At 55.9% G+C, this 14,866-nt stretch carries 17 protein-coding genes and 1 tRNA gene; 2 read left to right on the top strand and 16 right to left on the bottom strand.

Annotated elements, in window-relative coordinates; translation table 11 throughout:
• Nucleotide 1: 1 nt before the first annotated feature.
• The 14 genes from SKA53_RS02260 to SKA53_RS02200 all read right to left on the bottom strand — a co-directional run bounded on the left by SKA53_RS02260 (nt 2) and on the right by SKA53_RS02200 (nt 12,223).
• Entirely contained in the window at nt 2-778 is a 777-nt protein-coding gene (locus SKA53_RS02260; RefSeq protein ID WP_007204419.1) for an SDR family oxidoreductase, read from the bottom strand.
• On the bottom strand, nt 775-1,557 hold the full coding sequence (locus SKA53_RS02255) for an ATP-binding cassette domain-containing protein (protein ID WP_007204418.1): 783 nt from the start codon (nt 1,555-1,557) through the stop codon (nt 775-777). Before SKA53_RS02255 ends, SKA53_RS02260 begins: the two co-directional genes overlap by 4 nt.
• Nucleotides 1,558-1,569: 12 nt before the next feature.
• The gene (locus SKA53_RS02250; protein ID WP_007204417.1) at nt 1,570-2,655 is read right to left on the bottom strand and encodes an ABC transporter permease; all 1,086 of its coding nucleotides are present in this window, start codon (nt 2,653-2,655) and stop codon (nt 1,570-1,572) included.
• A gap of 95 nt (nt 2,656-2,750) precedes the next feature.
• Entirely contained in the window at nt 2,751-3,695 is a 945-nt protein-coding gene (locus SKA53_RS02245) for a substrate-binding domain-containing protein (RefSeq protein WP_040482751.1), read from the bottom strand.
• A 78-nt stretch (nt 3,696-3,773) separates the two neighbouring features.
• On the bottom strand, nt 3,774-4,589 hold the full coding sequence (locus SKA53_RS02240; protein WP_040482750.1) for a TIM barrel protein: 816 nt from the start codon (nt 4,587-4,589) through the stop codon (nt 3,774-3,776).
• Nucleotides 4,590-4,744: 155 nt separating this feature from the next.
• Nucleotides 4,745-5,785 carry a LacI family DNA-binding transcriptional regulator gene (locus tag SKA53_RS02235; RefSeq protein WP_007204414.1) on the bottom strand — a complete coding sequence of 347 codons (1,041 nt, stop codon included), beginning with the start codon at nt 5,783-5,785 and terminating at the stop codon, nt 4,745-4,747.
• Between the two features lie 175 nt (nt 5,786-5,960).
• Nucleotides 5,961-6,206, bottom strand: coding sequence for a hypothetical protein (locus SKA53_RS02230; protein ID WP_007204413.1), 246 nt, complete (start codon nt 6,204-6,206; stop codon nt 5,961-5,963).
• Between the two features lie 58 nt (nt 6,207-6,264).
• Nucleotides 6,265-7,287, bottom strand: a complete 1,023-nt coding sequence (locus SKA53_RS02225; protein ID WP_007204412.1) for a site-specific integrase — start codon at nt 7,285-7,287, stop codon at nt 6,265-6,267.
• A gap of 52 nt (nt 7,288-7,339) precedes the next feature.
• Nucleotides 7,340-7,765 carry a helix-turn-helix domain-containing protein gene (locus SKA53_RS14970; protein WP_050752654.1) on the bottom strand — a complete coding sequence of 142 codons (426 nt, stop codon included), beginning with the start codon at nt 7,763-7,765 and terminating at the stop codon, nt 7,340-7,342.
• On the bottom strand, nt 7,758-7,967 hold the full coding sequence (locus SKA53_RS15110) for a helix-turn-helix transcriptional regulator (RefSeq protein ID WP_007204411.1): 210 nt from the start codon (nt 7,965-7,967) through the stop codon (nt 7,758-7,760). The genes SKA53_RS14970 and SKA53_RS15110 overlap by 8 nt, the downstream gene beginning before the upstream one ends.
• 136 nt (nt 7,968-8,103) lie before the next feature.
• On the bottom strand, nt 8,104-8,955 hold the full coding sequence (locus tag SKA53_RS02215) for a hypothetical protein (protein WP_007204410.1): 852 nt from the start codon (nt 8,953-8,955) through the stop codon (nt 8,104-8,106).
• An 81-nt stretch (nt 8,956-9,036) separates the two neighbouring features.
• Nucleotides 9,037-10,224: a tyrosine-type recombinase/integrase gene (locus SKA53_RS02210; protein ID WP_007204409.1), complete on the bottom strand. Its 1,188-nt coding sequence runs from the start codon at nt 10,222-10,224 to the stop codon at nt 9,037-9,039.
• Nucleotides 10,225-10,390: 166 nt separating this feature from the next.
• Nucleotides 10,391-10,466 (bottom strand) — tRNA-Thr (locus SKA53_RS02205).
• A 101-nt stretch (nt 10,467-10,567) separates the two neighbouring features.
• Nucleotides 10,568-12,223, bottom strand: coding sequence for an ABC transporter permease (locus SKA53_RS02200; protein ID WP_050752653.1), 1,656 nt, complete (start codon nt 12,221-12,223; stop codon nt 10,568-10,570).
• Between the two features lie 82 nt (nt 12,224-12,305).
• Here SKA53_RS02200 and SKA53_RS02195 point away from each other — a divergent pair, with 82 nt between their 5' ends.
• Nucleotides 12,306-13,187: a hypothetical protein gene (locus tag SKA53_RS02195; protein ID WP_007204407.1), complete on the top strand. Its 882-nt coding sequence runs from the start codon at nt 12,306-12,308 to the stop codon at nt 13,185-13,187.
• A 4-nt stretch (nt 13,188-13,191) separates the two neighbouring features.
• Here the strand turns inward: SKA53_RS02195 and SKA53_RS02190 are convergent, their stop codons facing one another.
• A complete protein-coding gene (locus SKA53_RS02190; RefSeq protein WP_007204406.1) occupies nt 13,192-13,452 on the bottom strand; it encodes a DUF2312 domain-containing protein in 261 nt (86 codons plus the stop codon).
• Nucleotides 13,453-13,561: 109 nt separating this feature from the next.
• On the opposite strand from SKA53_RS02190, the gene SKA53_RS02185 reads away from it, so the two are divergent.
• Nucleotides 13,562-13,777, top strand: a complete 216-nt coding sequence (locus SKA53_RS02185; RefSeq protein WP_007204405.1) for a hypothetical protein — start codon at nt 13,562-13,564, stop codon at nt 13,775-13,777.
• Here SKA53_RS02185 and SKA53_RS02180 read toward each other — a convergent pair.
• Complete coding sequence (locus SKA53_RS02180) at nt 13,774-14,817, bottom strand: phosphotransferase (protein WP_007204404.1); 1,044 nt, start codon at nt 14,815-14,817, stop codon at nt 13,774-13,776. The genes SKA53_RS02185 and SKA53_RS02180 overlap by 4 nt on opposite strands.
• Nucleotides 14,818-14,866 lie beyond the last annotated feature (49 nt).

Genomic DNA, 14,866 nt, shown 5'->3' with positions numbered 1-14,866 from the left:
TTCAGTGTTCCGGATAGGCTCCGGCAACATTCTGGTCAAAATCAACAAGCGATCCGGTCATGACACCCGCCGCATCGCTTAAAATATAACTGGCCAGCCCTGCGACATGGTCGGGCTTCACAAGCATCTTGAAGGGCTGCTGTGCTTCGGCCTTTTCCAACCAGTCGTCACCGGCGTTGTGGAATTTCTTTTGGACGGCATCCTCTCCGGGGGTATCCATCCATCCGCAGTTTATTCCGTTCACACGAATACGATGGTTGCGCAGTGCATTGGCAGCATTTTTAGTGACGTTGGCCAGTGCCGCTTTGGACGCCGAATAGGGCGCCAAAAACGATTGACCGCAATGGGTGACCATAGACAGGATGTTCAAGATTGCGGCAGGCTCTCCTGCTGCGATAGCAAGTTGCGACACACGCTGGATCGCAAAGAATGGCGACCTGAGGTTAGCTGATATCATGCGGTCGAACGCTTCGGGCGTTGTGTCCAGCACCGAACCTCTGGCAGTCATTGCACCCGCATTAACAAGGGCCGTGATCCTGCCCATTCGATGGGCCGCCTTATCCACGAGCGATAGAATGCTGTCTGTGTCTTCCAGATCGGCAGCCATGAAACTGGCACCGATCTGAAGTGCCGCCGCTTCACCGCGCACTGGATCACGGCCCGCAATCACGATACGGCGGCAGCCTTCTGCGACCAGCCGTTTTGCGATCGCAAGCCCAAGTCCCTGCGTCCCGCCAATGACCAGCGCGGCAGTATCGGAATGAATGCCATTTTTCATGCTGCGTCTTCAAATCCAGCTTGGGTCTTGGCACCTGTGATATAGCCCACGACATCTTCGCCCGTTACATCGTCGTTCTTGATGTCGAGGTCGGCACAGATGCGTCCGCGCCGGAAGACGACCACACGGTCTACCAGATCAAAGACCTGACGCATGTTATGGCTGACAAGAATTAATGGCTCGCCTGCTTCTTTGAGGGTGCGAATGATGTTTTCGACCTGTGCTGTTTCCTGAACACCCAAAGCTGCCGTCGGTTCATCCATGATTGTCAACTTGGAATGGAATGTAGCGGTGCGCGCGATTGCGACGCATTGCCGCTGACCACCAGACATATTGCGGATCGGGTTGCGGACATTGGGGATTTTCACGCCCGTCTTTTCCAGACCCGCCATGGTTGCCTGATGCATCGCCTTGTAGTCAAGCAAACGGAACGGCCCCAGGAAATTCCATTTTGTCAATTCGCGGCCCAGAAACAGGTTATCGGGCACGTCCAGATCGTCAGCCAACGCAAGTGTCTGAAACACGGTTTCTATGCCGGCTTCGCGGGCGTCTAACGGCCCTACAAAGTTCACTGGTTTGCCATCAAAGATCACATCGCCGCGTGTCCGCTGTTCGACGCCGGTAATTTGCCGCACGAACGTCGATTTGCCCGCACCATTGTCGCCCATGATCGCAATATGTTCACCCTTGCGCAGCTTGAAGTTCGCGCCTTCCAGGGCGTGAACGCCGCCGTAATGCTTAGTCAAATTGCGGGTTTCGAGGATATAGTCGTTGCTCATGATATGTTCCTTTCAGCCGGCTGTTGCACGTTGCTGACGATACTGATCCAAGACCACCGCGCCGATGATGATCGCGCCCATCGCCATCAACTGGTAAAAGGCATCGAGCTTGATAAACGTGAAGCCAGACTGGATCACACCGAACACCATTGCCCCCAGCACGGTGCCGATCATCGAACCGCGCCCACCTTTCAGGCTGACTCCACCGATGACGGCCATCGCAATTGCATAGAGTTCGTAAAACTGCCCCATTCCAGCTTGTGCGGTAAGATTTTTGGATGACAACACGATCGCTGCAAAGGCGGCAAACATGGAAGCGATCATATAGACCAGAATCTTGTGCCGCCTGACGTTGATACCGGACATTCGTGCTGCGTCCTCGTTTGAACCGATCGCATAAGTATGCTTGCCATAGACGGTAAACTTCATGATCAGACCCAGCAGAATGGCCAGCATTGCAAACCAGACGACCGGCATCATGCCCGACCCGATGGCGGCGAATGCGTCCGTTGGAAAAGAAACCGGCTGCCCTTTGGTCCACCATTGCGAAATACCGCGACAGATCAGGAACATGCCCAGCGTCGCGATAAAGGGTGGAATTCGCGTAAACGCGATCAAAAACCCGTTGATGCCGCCGATGAAGGCCCCAAAGACCAGACCGACCATGATTGGTACGATAACAGGCAAATCGAATGACCATGCGCCAAAAACAGCCTTGGGGTTCAACTGGCCGTTCACCAGTTCGGTCTGGGCAAAGGACATCACGATCATCGCCGTCGCCCCAACGAGCGGGCCGGACGACAGGTCAATCCCGCCGGAGATAATGACTTGGGTCACACCCAGCGCGATAATGCCGATGATGGCCACTTGCAGAATGATAATCTTGATCCGCGCGATATTCATGATGGTGCCGTCGCGGCTGGTGTTGAAATCAAAAAGCATGCTTTGGCCGTTCATGTAGGGCAAAATTTGCCCAAGAGCCTCAAAAGCCAGAATGATCAAAATCAGCGCGATAAAGACGTTTGCCTCGTTCGGCCAAGCGCGTTTGGTTTTGTCGTAGGTCAGCCCGCCGATACCATGTGATAGCTTATCTACCATGTTCCCCTCCTCAGGCGCTCACCCCACGGTGATCTTTTTCATGTCCCGAAGCGGCGCAACACAGGCGCCGCTTCGGTCTGACTTAGTCAGTCAGCTTAGTTTGCGGAAAGATAGTCGGCGATATTGGCAGGCGTCACCAACTCAAACGGAATATAGACCTTCTGTTCAACGTCTTCGCCGTTCGCAAGCGCGATAGCGGCATTCAGTGCGCCCGAACCCTGACCGGCAGCGTTCTGGAAAACAGTCACATCCAGATCGCCAGCCTGCATTGCAGCCAAAGCGTCCTGTGTCGCATCAACGCCACCGACCACGACATCAGCCATGTCGATACCTGCAGCCTTCATCGCCTGAATTGCTCCCAGTGCCATTTCATCGTTATTCGCGATGACGGCGTGGAACTCTTCACCTGAAGACAACCAGTTGGTCATCAGCGAGTTTGCCTGTTCGCGCGACCAGTTCGCAGTCTGTTGGTCAATCACTTCAATAAAGTTGCACATGTCGATGCCAAGGATATCCTCGACGTCTTTTGTCCGTTGGACGGCGGCCTGGTTGGAAAGCTCGCCCATCATTACATAGGCCTTTGCGCCGCCGCCAAGACCCTGTGCGCGCAACATCTTGCATATCTCAAAAGTTTCCAGCGTACCGGATTCAATCTCGTTGGATGCCACGAATGCCTGATTGTCTGGTAGTGTATCAACGTTGACGGGCTGGCGGTTCACAAAGACAAGTGGAACACCGGCAGCAGCCGCTGCATCTGTCATCGCCTGCGTTGCCGACGTATCGACAGGGTTGACGATGATTGCATCGACGCCGGATGCGACGAAGTTATTGATCTGGTCAAGCTGACGGGCAACGTCGTTCTGTGCGTCCTCGATCTGGACGTCCACCCCGTCCATGCCATCGGCCATTTCCTGAATGCCATTGCGCAGAACGGTCAGAAAGTTGTCATCGAATAGCGCCATGGAAACCCCGATATTTTCGGCCATAGCGGTTGTGGACAGCATCGAAGCGAGGCCTGCGGCCATAAGAGTCTTTTTCATTGGGTTCCTCCCGTTAATGGTGTCCGGCGCACCGTTCCTCCTGCCGGAACCCCTGTCTGGGGCAATCAATCCCCAGACTCAGGCGGCTTCCCGCTTGAGCTGTGAGGCAATGAATTCAAATGACCGTTTGATCGCGGTGTAGGGATCAGTCAGCGCATGGGTCTGAGGCGAAAAACATTCGTACGAGACTGGCCCGTCGTAGCCCGCCGCCAACAATGCCTGAATTTGCGCCACATTTCCCAACCGGTCGTCAGCATCGACCAGAACACGGTGTTCGTCTTCCATCTGGTCGATGCCCAACGATGGATCAACGACACCCGAAATGTGCACGATCCCAGTATACTCGGGGAAAATCGCTCCACCATCGGCCAGCGTATGATGAAAGGTGTCGTGGACCAGCTTGAAATAGGCCGTGCCGTCAATTCCATCGATCACGTCAACCAACTCCGACTTGGACCGCAGTGAAGAGCGCCCAAAACCCAGCGGTTCGATCAATGCGACAAGGTCTGCGTCCTTTAGCATTGGCAAGATACCTTTCAACGCGACCCGCACCTTTGCCTGACGTTCGCCGTTGCCCAAACCGGTCCCATCGTTGCGTGGGATCAGACTGATGGTTTCAGCCCCGGCTGCTTTGGCGGTGTCGATCAACGCACGGACAGCGGCCTCGCGCGCGTCATCCCAGCTGTTGAACGGATAGACCTGACTTAGCCCGACTAGGCGCAGGCCTTTGTCTGCGGCCATTTTCCCGGCGCTGGTTGCATCCAACCCGTCAAAAAGCGTGCGGGTAATGTCGTTACGCACTTCTACGCCGACGCAACCAAGCTGCGCTGCAAGGTCAAGAAATTCTACATACGACAGGTTGGGCGTCGTCATGTGATTGAGTGCGGTCTGCATTGTTATCCCCCAAGGCAAACATGACGTAATCACGTTGTCTGCCGTATAAAGCTGGTGGGAACCTGCGCCTCAACCTAAGATTCGGTCAATAGATCGTGTCTCATTTTATGCCATTCATGACGTGACTTTAGTCACATAATGACGCTTTTACATCATTATAGGATCTCCGGCAAAATCAACTTTGGCTCCAGAAAGTACTGGCTAGATGCGCCTTCCACGCCCTTTGAACTAGATTCCACCATCTGGTCAACGAGTGCGGCACACAACTCTGGCAAAGGAGTAGCGATCGCCATAACTGCATAACCGTCGATCAGCGCACTCCGACTTTCCGCTGTCAATTCGTTTACGACAAGCGCAACATGAGGTATGTCATGGACTTCGCGCAGCGCAGCGATGGCCCCCTCCATACCCCCTCCCGCAACATAGATGCCTTTCAGGTCGGGGTGCCTATGCAGCAGGTCGAGTGTCGCTTCATACGTCACCTGCCTCGTCTCAAGGTTTACAAGCGTATCAAGCACCGTAAAACCACGATCAACCTCACGGACCAATGATCGAAAGCCGACTTCACGTAGGTCATGGCCATGCCATCGATTGCCCCCGACGAAGATCGCGAGCTTACCAGGCTGGTGGACCGTCTTGGTGATCATCCATGCAGCGGTACGGCCAATCTTCATGTTATTAAGGCCTATATACCCCTTCCTGATCCCTTGGGCAAAATCATTCAGTACCGAAACCACGACTACGCCTTCATCCCGCAGCCTTTGCACAACCGGGTCAAGCCGCTTATCATTAACGGCTGTACAGGCAATTGCATGACACCGCCGACCAAGATCTTGTAGCAACTGTGCGAATTCGTCGGGTGACTGTGAGGACGAAAAACGAATGTCCACGATTATTCTGTAATCGGGCCGTCCGGATACCTCTTTTTCAATTTGCAGGGCGAAGTTTTTGTAAAACTCCTGAGATTTCTTCAGAAGGATAAAACCAAGGCGAACTTCCGGGACCGAAGTCTTCAACTTGCCCTGGATGATGCCCTTACCATGGTAGCCTACCCTGTTGGCGGCCTCCGCGATCTTGCGCATCGTCTCTTCGCGCACGAGCGTTCGACCATTGATGACGCGATCTACCGTCGTAGCGCTCACGCCAGCTTCGCGGGCGACATCTTTGATTGTTGGTCGTCTTGCCATAAAATCCATAATGACGGTATTTCATCATAGTAGCAAAAGAAATCACATCTGCATCTGGATGATTGGGCGGTTCTCGAAGAGTCCTCTTGTGTCCGGACGGTTAGTGCCGCTACTCTTAAGCAGGTGCTTTCGAAGAACCGACTTTTTGCAACCTCTTTGCCTGTCGGGGGTGAGCACATGCGTATCAGCCTCGACCAAGAAGCCCGCAGAGCCACAAGGGCCACCAAAGTTTCGATCCATTCGGCTTAACTAGCACGAACGCATAATCGCGGCCCCCAAGATCGGCCTCGTCTTGTCGTTCCTGTTCAATGTCCTCAAGGTATGTGAAGAAAAGAATCCAAGATGTTTGCTCGGCGTACTCAAGGTTGGACGCCAGCCGCTTTTCATTGCGATGCTCGCGGTCGATGTTGTTGAAGGCGCTTTCAAACACCTTGGTTTCCTTTGATTTTCAGCAAGGCAAGTCGTGCCTATCCGAGGAACAATGCCAATCAGCCAGAGCGTGGTGATTTAATCAACACCCCCTGTTGTTCAGTAGAAATCGGGCAGTAGGCGCTGATTGTCGTGATTACACTTGTGTGCCCGATGTTTTGTGAGAACGCTTTGAACGCTTCGCGGCTGGGGTACACTGTGTCCGCCCACTTGACCAAGGTCTTGCGAAATGCGTGCGGCGTGAATTGAGGCAAATCGGCACGGGTGAAGGCTTCTTTGATCACCGCCCGGATGGCATTGGCATTCTTGTAGGTTTTGCGGCTAAACCCAACCACCTTAAATGTACCGTCGACGGGTTTGATTTTTGCGGGTGGGAACAATGGGTCGTCTGGTCCAAAGAGCGCAGCCGTTCTGAGATACGTCATCCAAGCCGTAAAGCATTCAAGATATGCGGCGTCAACAGGCAAGAAGTAGGTCGTAATAGTCTTGGAGTTCTTGGTCTTCACCTCCCGGGCATCCTGATAAACGCAACCATCGATCATGTTGATATGTTTGACACGCAATGAAGCCACTGCCCCATCACGCGCGCCAGTCAGCATCAAGAAAGCAAAAAGTGCTTTGTTGCGCTGGGCGATCTCGGTATCCACGGGCATGTAGGAGAAAGCATGGCGGGCCATCTCCAAGGATGGATAGGGCGTTTCCCGCACTGCACTGGCTACCCGCGCACCTTTCGCATCCATGTTGAAGTAGTCGGCGTCAGAGTGACGGATGCGGCTTTTATAGCCCTGCTGATCTGCAAGCCAAAAGATGAATCCTTTGTTCGCAGCCAAGACGCTGCGGATCGTGGATTTCGACAACGGCTTGCCTGTCGCTTTGTTCACATCGCTGTTTAACCGCTCCTGGAACTTGATCGCCTGTTCAATGCGAAAGCGTTTAAAGCTGGCGTAACCCGTGGTCGCTTCAAATCTCAAAATGCCTTCAGCGGCCTTAAGAACCGTAGACGGGTCTTTGCGCTTTGCCACTTTGAGATATTGCAGATAGCGGCGCTTGATCCGCTCGTTTTCTTCGTTGATTTTGCGCATGTGTCGGCACTCCTTCGCAAGTATAAATTTAGGCGGGGGCTGGTGGTATCAATTAGGGGTCGCTGTCAGCGCCTTTCGCGAAGTGGAAGGTTTCGGCGAAAGTGTCACTCGCAGTATTTGAAATTATGCGGGTGGAGACAGCCCCACATCGACTGCACTCACCTTTCAAACGGGTTGTATTGGCCGTGTTCGGGGAAGCCTCGACGGCAAAACCGACTGGGTTGCGCCCTACCCTACATGAGAGGCAATACAACTCGTCTGGTGCCAGTGGCGACTTTGTCGCGCGATATTTTGCCCGCAGAAAATCACGCAACGCCGCGCCCGAAATCAAACACGGTTTTTGCGATGCCATGACGGGCAAACCATCCTTGATCCAGTTGCGGATCGTGGCAGGGGATTTACCTAACGCTTTGGCGGCCTCGCTTACCTCGTAGGTCAAAGCCGCCTTGACTGCCATTGGGTTGGCGCGCTTACCCATCCATCTGGCTTTCAAACAGCGCGCGAATGTCTTCAACTTTCCAGACGGTAGTGCGGGGGCCTAACTTTTGGGGCTGTGGAAAGCGCCCATCTTTGACGCCTTGCCACCATGTCGATTTGGATACTGGGATCGGGCCAACGGGGTACAATATTTGCGAAAGGCGAATGAACCCAGTATCGGGAAACTTTTGTTGGTGTGACATGATGCAACCTCGTCTGTTGAAACTCCAACAAGGCTGACACCGTTTGATCAGGTTTAGGGCTAGTCAAGCGAACGCTTAAGCTATCAACTTAACACACTGATACTTAATAATTATTGCAGAGTTACTCGCATAACGATTAACTTGGATCTTCCATTTGCGGTTCACCTGCGCGAAGAAATTTCAAAATCGTATCATTGCTGACCGTAAGTCCAGCTTTGTCGCAAGCATCAAGAATATCTTTTGTAGTCTTGCTTCGAACTTCGTTTGGCACATGCCCATATGCGTCAATGGCAATAGCCGTAATAATCTTAGCAGCAGTACGGAACTGACGTGGCTGCATCGCCCGCTCCGAACTTCCTGTTGGGGGCATTTCAGTGGGGCCTGCTCGATCTTGCCCAACACGGATCGCAGCAGCTTCAACCATTTCATGAAAGCCAGTGTGCCATTTCAGCCCAACGCGCGATGCCCAATCGCAAAATTCCACGGCCTTGACGTGGTTTCTCTGCGCCTGTGGAAATGCACGAATGATTAACGCCCGACGTCGTTCTATTTCTGCTAGCGGAAAAGCAGGGGCTTTAGCCAGCCTCCGAAGTTCCTTTTCTGTCGATCCACTTCGCGGACTTAAACCAGTAGAGAGCCAAACAAGTTCATCCAGAGAGAACTTATCGAACTTGCCCCAATAATCAAAATCAGCAAACATCTCGGGCCGAAGGCCAAGTGCCCACAGTGCGAACTCTTGATTCCTTGAATTTAGCAACTCTGCTGGCGCAGTTCTTGCAAGTTTGCGAAACTTGGCGTCGTCTCTAATCATGTTAGCCTGATCGGCATCGTCCAATTCTTGGTCCGGGCCACCAACAAGTCTGGCAACTCTGTCTTCCGAGAGCAGGCCAACTTCCTTCTCGACAAGATCTTTGAATACAATAATTTTTAAAATTCGTTCGGCGAAATGGTCGCCAAGCGATAACAGGTTCACATCGCCTGCATCCAAGAGTCACTCGGCAAAATAGAGCGAATAGAGTTTCCTAAGGTTTGTATCGGGCATAAATGAAATCTCTTGGGCAATATCGACTCACATTGCCTGTAGGTTTTCTAAATATCCAGCCCACCAATTGGCCAAACGCACCCTCTCTTCCCAATGCTCCCCTCTCGCATAGGCGCGCCGTACTTCGTTCTTCTCAACGTGAGCCAGTGCGCGTTCGATTGCATCGGGGTTCCAAAGCCCACTTTCATTGGCAAGGGTCGAGAAGGACGCACGAAAACCATGCGCGGTCATCTCATCGCCAGAATATCCCATCCGACGCAGCGCCGCATTAAGGGTGTTCTCAGACATGGGCCGCTTCCACGTTCGCAGGGATGGAAACAAATACTCTCCGTTGCCATTCATCCGGCGCAGTTGGTCCAGCAATGCAATTGCTTGATCCGGCAGTGGTACAATATGATCCCTCCGCATCTTCATCCTGTCAGCGGGGATAGACCAAACCTTCTTCACGAAGTCGATCTCTGACCACTTTGCGTGGCGTATCTCGCCGGGACGCTGAGCAACCATAGCCAGTAGTTTGAGTGCGATGCGAGTTGTCGCCTGCCCTTCAAAGACATCGATCTCGTTCATCAACCGACCTAGCGCCTGCGGGTCAATGATCGCCGCGCGATGCTTTCGCGTCGGACGGATCAATGCATCCCGCAATGCGTAAGTTGGGTCGGTTTCGGCAATGCCGCTTGCAACTGCATACCGAAAGATAGAGCCAATCCGCGATCTTAATCTGTGCGCTGTCTCGTAGTGGCCTTTGGCCTCAACTTTTCGAAGCGTCTTTAGAATCATAGGCGCAGTGATCTCAATGATCGGTTTGCGACCAAAGTCGCGGGACGCCAATTGGAGGTGATACTCCGTCTTGGAGAGCGTTGCTGCGGATTTCCCTTCTTTCCGCTGCTTGGCGAAGAACTCGGCGCCCAACTTCTCAAAGGTCTGGTCATTCACTTCGCGACGCTGCCGTTTTTCTTGTTGCTTTGCTTCGCTTGGGTCGATCCCTGCCGCAACATTAGCTCTCGCGCCGTCCTTGGTCTTGCGAGCCTGTGCTAAGCTGATGTTGGGGTACACTCCAATTGAAAGCAGCCGTTCTTTACCATCCATTCGGTATTTGAACTGCCAAAGCTTCGAGCCATTCGGCTTAACCAGCACGAACAACCCTTCGAAATCAGAAACTTTATAGGCTTTCTCGCGCGGCTTTAGGTTTCGCACCTGAATATCAGATAATGGCATCGCTGGGGGTATCACCTTTCCGGACCAAACCCGACACCCCCGCAAACACCCCCAATTCGGGGGTATCTTGTCAAACGCTATGACACGGCGTTGGACAAAGAGACATCGTAAAGCCCTTATAATTCAGGGTTATTTGGATGTCACCGGATAAATTTGGATGATAAAATGGTGCCCCCACACGGACTCGAACCGCGGACCTACTGATTACAAATCAGTTGCTCTACCAGCTGAGCTATAGGGGCACTGGTGCGGGGCATCGCCCGATGGCGGGCGTATAGCAGGGACAAATGCTCTCTGGCAATGCCGATCTGACAGAAAAGCGTAAAATATGTGCGCGGTCGATTTAACGGTTGGCGCGGGCCAGCAGGACCACCGCGGCCAGCCCCACCAGCGTGATCATCAAGGCAGCGGGTGCGGCCTCTGAGAGGTTCTCCAGCACCGCTTTGGCGTGGACCCGCGTCGCCAGTGTTTCATAGTTGAAAGGCCGCAACAGCAAGGTTGCAGGCAGTTCCTTGACGATATCCACAAACACCAGCAACAGCGCCGACCCAAGCGAAGCACGCACCAGCGGCAGATGCACGGCACGCAGCGTCCCGCCCGCCGTCCGCCCCAGCGACCGTGCCGCCATCGGCAGGCTGGGTGACACCCGCCCCAATGCCGCGTCAGCCGCCCCTTGGGCAATCGCAAAGAACCGCACGACATAGGCCAACACCAAGGCCGCCGCTGACCCGGTGAATATCAAGCCTGGGTCGCTGAACCCCGCTGCCACGATCCCATCGGCCAGCCTGTTGTCAAACGCGGCCAACGGCACCAAAATCCCCAGACCCAGCACCGCACCGGGTGCTGCATAGCCGATGGCCGTCACCGGCATCAGCAGCGCAGGCAACCGGTACCGCGACATCCGCACGCCGTATACCATGAACACCCCGCCAACGACGGTCACCACCGCCGCAATCCCGCCAACTGTGACCGTGTGCAGGACCGCGCGGCGCAGGCCAGGGGCAAGCCACATATCGGCGTTGAGCGCGTGGCTCGTGATCACCGCCAAAGGCAACACGAAGCCCATCAGCACCGGAAACAGGCACAGCACCGTGACGGCCCAAGCCTTCCAGCCTGCCAATGGTTCCGGTGCGACAGGGCGCGCGCCACGGGCCGAACCAAAAAACCGTATCTTGCGGCGGCTGAGCTTTTCAGCCAGCACAAGGATCACGATCACAGCCAGCATCGTGCTGGCGAGCTGGGCTGCACCGCCCAGATTGCCCGCCTGAAGCCAGACCGAAAAGATGCCGGTCGTCAGGGTCTGCACCGCGAAATAATCTACCGTGCCGTAATCATTGACGGTTTCCATCATCACAATGGCGACAGCGGCCGCGATGGCGGGGCGCGCCAGCGGCAGCCCCACCCGCAAGAACCGGCCCCAGGCCCCTGCCCCCAGCGCGCGCGCAACCTCGAACGCCGCTCCCGATTGTTCACGAAACGCCGCCCGCGCCAGCAGATAGACATAAGGATACAGGGCCGCGCTCAACACCACGATCGCGGCCTCGCGGGTGCGGATCGCGGGGAACCAGTAATCACGCGGGCTGGTCCAGCCAAAGGCGTCGCGCAGCCCGGTCTGCACCGGACCTGCATATTCCAGAAAATCGACCAGCGCATAGGCGCCAACATAGGCCGGCACCGCCAGCGGCATCAGCAAGGCCCATTGCAGCACCGCGCGCCCCGGAAACCGGTACATCACCACCAGCCACGCTGTAGCCGTCCCCACCACCGCCGTGATCGTGCCCACGCTGAGCATCAACACGAAGGTATTGGACAGATAGCGCGGCAGCGTCGTGTTGATCAGATGTGGCCAGATGTTTTCAGTGGGCGTCAGCGCGAACCAGACCACCGCAAGGATCGGCATCATCACCATGGCGGCGATCACCAAGGCCCCGACCGACCAAGGGTCGATCCGGCGTCGCCTTGGACGGGGCAAGGAAATCTGACTTATTTGATCGGACATGAAAACCGGCTTAGTCGAAACCGGTTTGGCTGTCCAGAATGCGCCTGAGACTGTAAAGCAGAACAAAATACGGGGACCGCCTATGCAGATTGCTTTTCATATCGGCGCGCATTGCACCGACGAGGACCGTTTGCTGAAATCGATTCTCAAGAATGCCCAAATATTGTCACAGCAGGGCATTGCCGTGCCCGGCCCCGGCAAGTACCGCAGCCTGATCCGAGAGGCGATCCAAGGGCTGGCTGGCAACGATCTGCACCCTGACACGCGCGATATTCTGCTCGATACCATCACCGATACCGAGGATCTGCGACGATTGGTCCTGAGCAACGAGAACTTTCTTTGCGTACCGCAGAGGATTTATGAACATGGCGTGTTCTATCCGCAGGCGGAAACCAAGACCCGCGGCCTGCACCGGCTGTTCCCCGACGACGAGATCAGCCTGTTTTTGGCTATCCGCAATCCGGCAGGTTTCCTACAGGACACGCTGCGCCGGATCGAGCAGACCAGCATTGACGCGAATCTTGGCCTGCTGGAACCCGAAGACATCCGCTGGTCAGACGTGATCCGCCGCATCAAACAAGCCGCACCGGACACGCCGCTGACGGTCTGGTGCAACGAGGATTCGCCGCTGATCTGGGATCAGCTGATCCGCCGCCTGTCAGGGATCGACGCGCAAAGCCCGATCGTGGGTGCAACCGACCTGCTGGCTGCCGTGCTGGACCCTGAAGGTCTGTCGATCCTGTCGGATAGCCTTGCCAAAGCACCGTTTGACAGTGACACCGACAGGCACGACATGATCGCCGCGATCTGGGCCGAACATGCGCGCCCTGATGCGGTTGAACAGGATCTCGACCTGCCCGAACTGGATGCCGCCACCGTGGACCATCTGACAACGCTTTATGAACGCGACCTTGACGTGATCGACGCGATGCCGGGGGTTGATCTGGTGTTGCCGTTCCGGTGACCGGTCAGGACATGCCCAGCGCAGACATGTAAAGATCCATCACCGCTTCTTCTTCGGCCAGATCATTGGCGTCACGCTTGCGGATGGCGATGATCTTGCGCAGGACCTTGGTGTCGTAACCGCGGCCTTTGGCTTCGGCCATCACCTCTTTCTGGGCATCTGCGATGTCTTTTTTCTCGGCTTCCAGCCGTTCGAACCGTTCGATGAACTGGCGCAGTTCTTCGGCGGCAACAGATGAAGTCGTGTCGATGACGGAATCGTTCATGGCGCTCTCCTCGCGGGGTTGCGGTTTCCTAGCCGCTGGCCTGTGGACCCGCAACCCTTGCGCGGCCTCGGCCTGCGCGCTAGGGCAGGTCAAACAAAAGAGGTGCGTCATGGAAATGGTTGTCTGGATCGGTGCGGCGCTGTCGGTCATCGGCCTGATCGGGATCGGCTATAGCGTGGTCATGGTCACGCGCGCCAAACGGGCAAACCTGTCGGATGCGGATATGCGCGCCCGTCTGGCCAAGGTGCTGCCGATCAATCTGGGCGCGCTGGGCGTGTCGGTGCTGGGTCTGATGACGGTCGCAGTCGGGATCATGCTGGGCTAAGGCCCGTCACGGGTCACCTGCAAGGCCAGCGCAGCAAGAACCGGCACCGCCTGCCCATAAGCGCGCGCCTGATCGGGGTTGGACGCATTGCCGCTGTCGGCCCGTGCCGCGACCCCTGCAAGGATCGCGGCCAACCGGAAAAAGGCAAACACCAGATAAAACGCCCAATTGTCGATCATGGGCAGCCCGCGCCGCGCACAATAGGCCGCGACATATTCTGCCTCGGTCGGCAGGCCGTGGGCCGCGCGCTCGATCCCGCCCAGGCCGCGCATCCGCCCGTCATTGGGCAGCCGCCATTGCATGCATTGATAGGCCAGATCCGCCAGCGGATGGCCCAGCGTGGACAATTCCCAATCCAGCACGCCCAGAATATCCGGCCTGCCCCGCGCAAAGATCATGTTATCAAGCCGCCAGTCACCATGTACCAGCGCCACCTGCCCGTCATCGGGCGGCATTGCCTGTTCCAGCCATGCCATGATCCGTGCCATATCAGGGGAAGGTGCGGCCACACTTGCCAGATATTGCCGCCCCCAGCGATCCAGCTGGCGCGCAAAATAATTGCCGGGCTTGCCGAAATCCGACAGGCCCACAGCCGCAACATCAACATCATGCAAACCCGCAAGCGCGGCGTTCATCGCGTTATAGATCGCGGCCCGCGCGTCTTGTGCCACCTCAGGCAAGGCCGGATCCCAGAAAATGCGCCCGTCCAGATAATCCATCACGTAAAACGCGCGCCCGCTGGGCGATGTGGCGGCATCGGCCAGATGCAGCACGCGCGGCACCGGCACGCCACTGCCCGCCAGCGCCTGCATCACGCGAAATTCACGCTCGACCGCATGGGCAGAGGGCAGCAGCGCACCGAGCGGTTTGCTGCGCAGCACATAGCGCCCGCTGGCCGCAGTAATCAGATAGGTCGGGTTGGATTGGCCGGTGCCGAATTTGCTGACCTTTTGCGCGCCCGCAAACCCCGGCACAACCCGCGACAGGGTGCCGTCAAGCGTGGCAAGGGACATGCCGATATCTTTCGCCGCGTCGATCATGGGCTGATAGGGCCATGTGACGCCAAGTAGCGCAAGCCGTTGATTGACA

Origin of the sequence: Yoonia vestfoldensis SKA53, from assembly GCF_000152785.1 — a bacterium.
Taxonomy (GTDB): domain Bacteria; phylum Pseudomonadota; class Alphaproteobacteria; order Rhodobacterales; family Rhodobacteraceae; genus Yoonia; species Yoonia vestfoldensis_A.
This window is presented reverse-complemented; position numbering and strand designations above follow the sequence as displayed.

Bases quoted from the DNA above. Each gene is read 5' to 3' on its own strand.
- SKA53_RS02200 (WP_050752653.1), bottom strand. From the start codon at position 12,223: ATGTCCGATCAAATAAGTCAGATTTCCTTGCCCCGTCCAAGGCGACGC.
- SKA53_RS02235 (WP_007204414.1), bottom strand. From the start codon at position 5,785: ATGGATTTTATGGCAAGACGACCAACAATCAAAGATGTCGCCCGCGAA.
- SKA53_RS02240 (WP_040482750.1), bottom strand. From the start codon at position 4,589: ATGCAGACCGCACTCAATCACATGACGACGCCCAACCTGTCGTATGTA.
- SKA53_RS02225 (WP_007204412.1), bottom strand. From the start codon at position 7,287: ATGCGCAAAATCAACGAAGAAAACGAGCGGATCAAGCGCCGCTATCTG.
- SKA53_RS02210 (WP_007204409.1), bottom strand. From the start codon at position 10,224: ATGCCATTATCTGATATTCAGGTGCGAAACCTAAAGCCGCGCGAGAAA.
- SKA53_RS15110 (WP_007204411.1), bottom strand. From the start codon at position 7,967: ATGTCACACCAACAAAAGTTTCCCGATACTGGGTTCATTCGCCTTTCG.
- SKA53_RS02260 (WP_007204419.1), bottom strand. From the start codon at position 778: ATGAAAAATGGCATTCATTCCGATACTGCCGCGCTGGTCATTGGCGGG.
- SKA53_RS02180 (WP_007204404.1), bottom strand. From the start codon at position 14,817: ATGATCGACGCGGCGAAAGATATCGGCATGTCCCTTGCCACGCTTGAC.
- SKA53_RS02185 (WP_007204405.1), top strand. From the start codon at position 13,562: ATGGAAATGGTTGTCTGGATCGGTGCGGCGCTGTCGGTCATCGGCCTG.
- SKA53_RS14970 (WP_050752654.1), bottom strand. From the start codon at position 7,765: ATGGGTAAGCGCGCCAACCCAATGGCAGTCAAGGCGGCTTTGACCTAC.
- SKA53_RS02190 (WP_007204406.1), bottom strand. From the start codon at position 13,452: ATGAACGATTCCGTCATCGACACGACTTCATCTGTTGCCGCCGAAGAA.
- SKA53_RS02245 (WP_040482751.1), bottom strand. From the start codon at position 3,695: ATGAAAAAGACTCTTATGGCCGCAGGCCTCGCTTCGATGCTGTCCACA.
- SKA53_RS02250 (WP_007204417.1), bottom strand. From the start codon at position 2,655: ATGGTAGATAAGCTATCACATGGTATCGGCGGGCTGACCTACGACAAA.
- SKA53_RS02195 (WP_007204407.1), top strand. From the start codon at position 12,306: ATGCAGATTGCTTTTCATATCGGCGCGCATTGCACCGACGAGGACCGT.
- SKA53_RS02255 (WP_007204418.1), bottom strand. From the start codon at position 1,557: ATGAGCAACGACTATATCCTCGAAACCCGCAATTTGACTAAGCATTAC.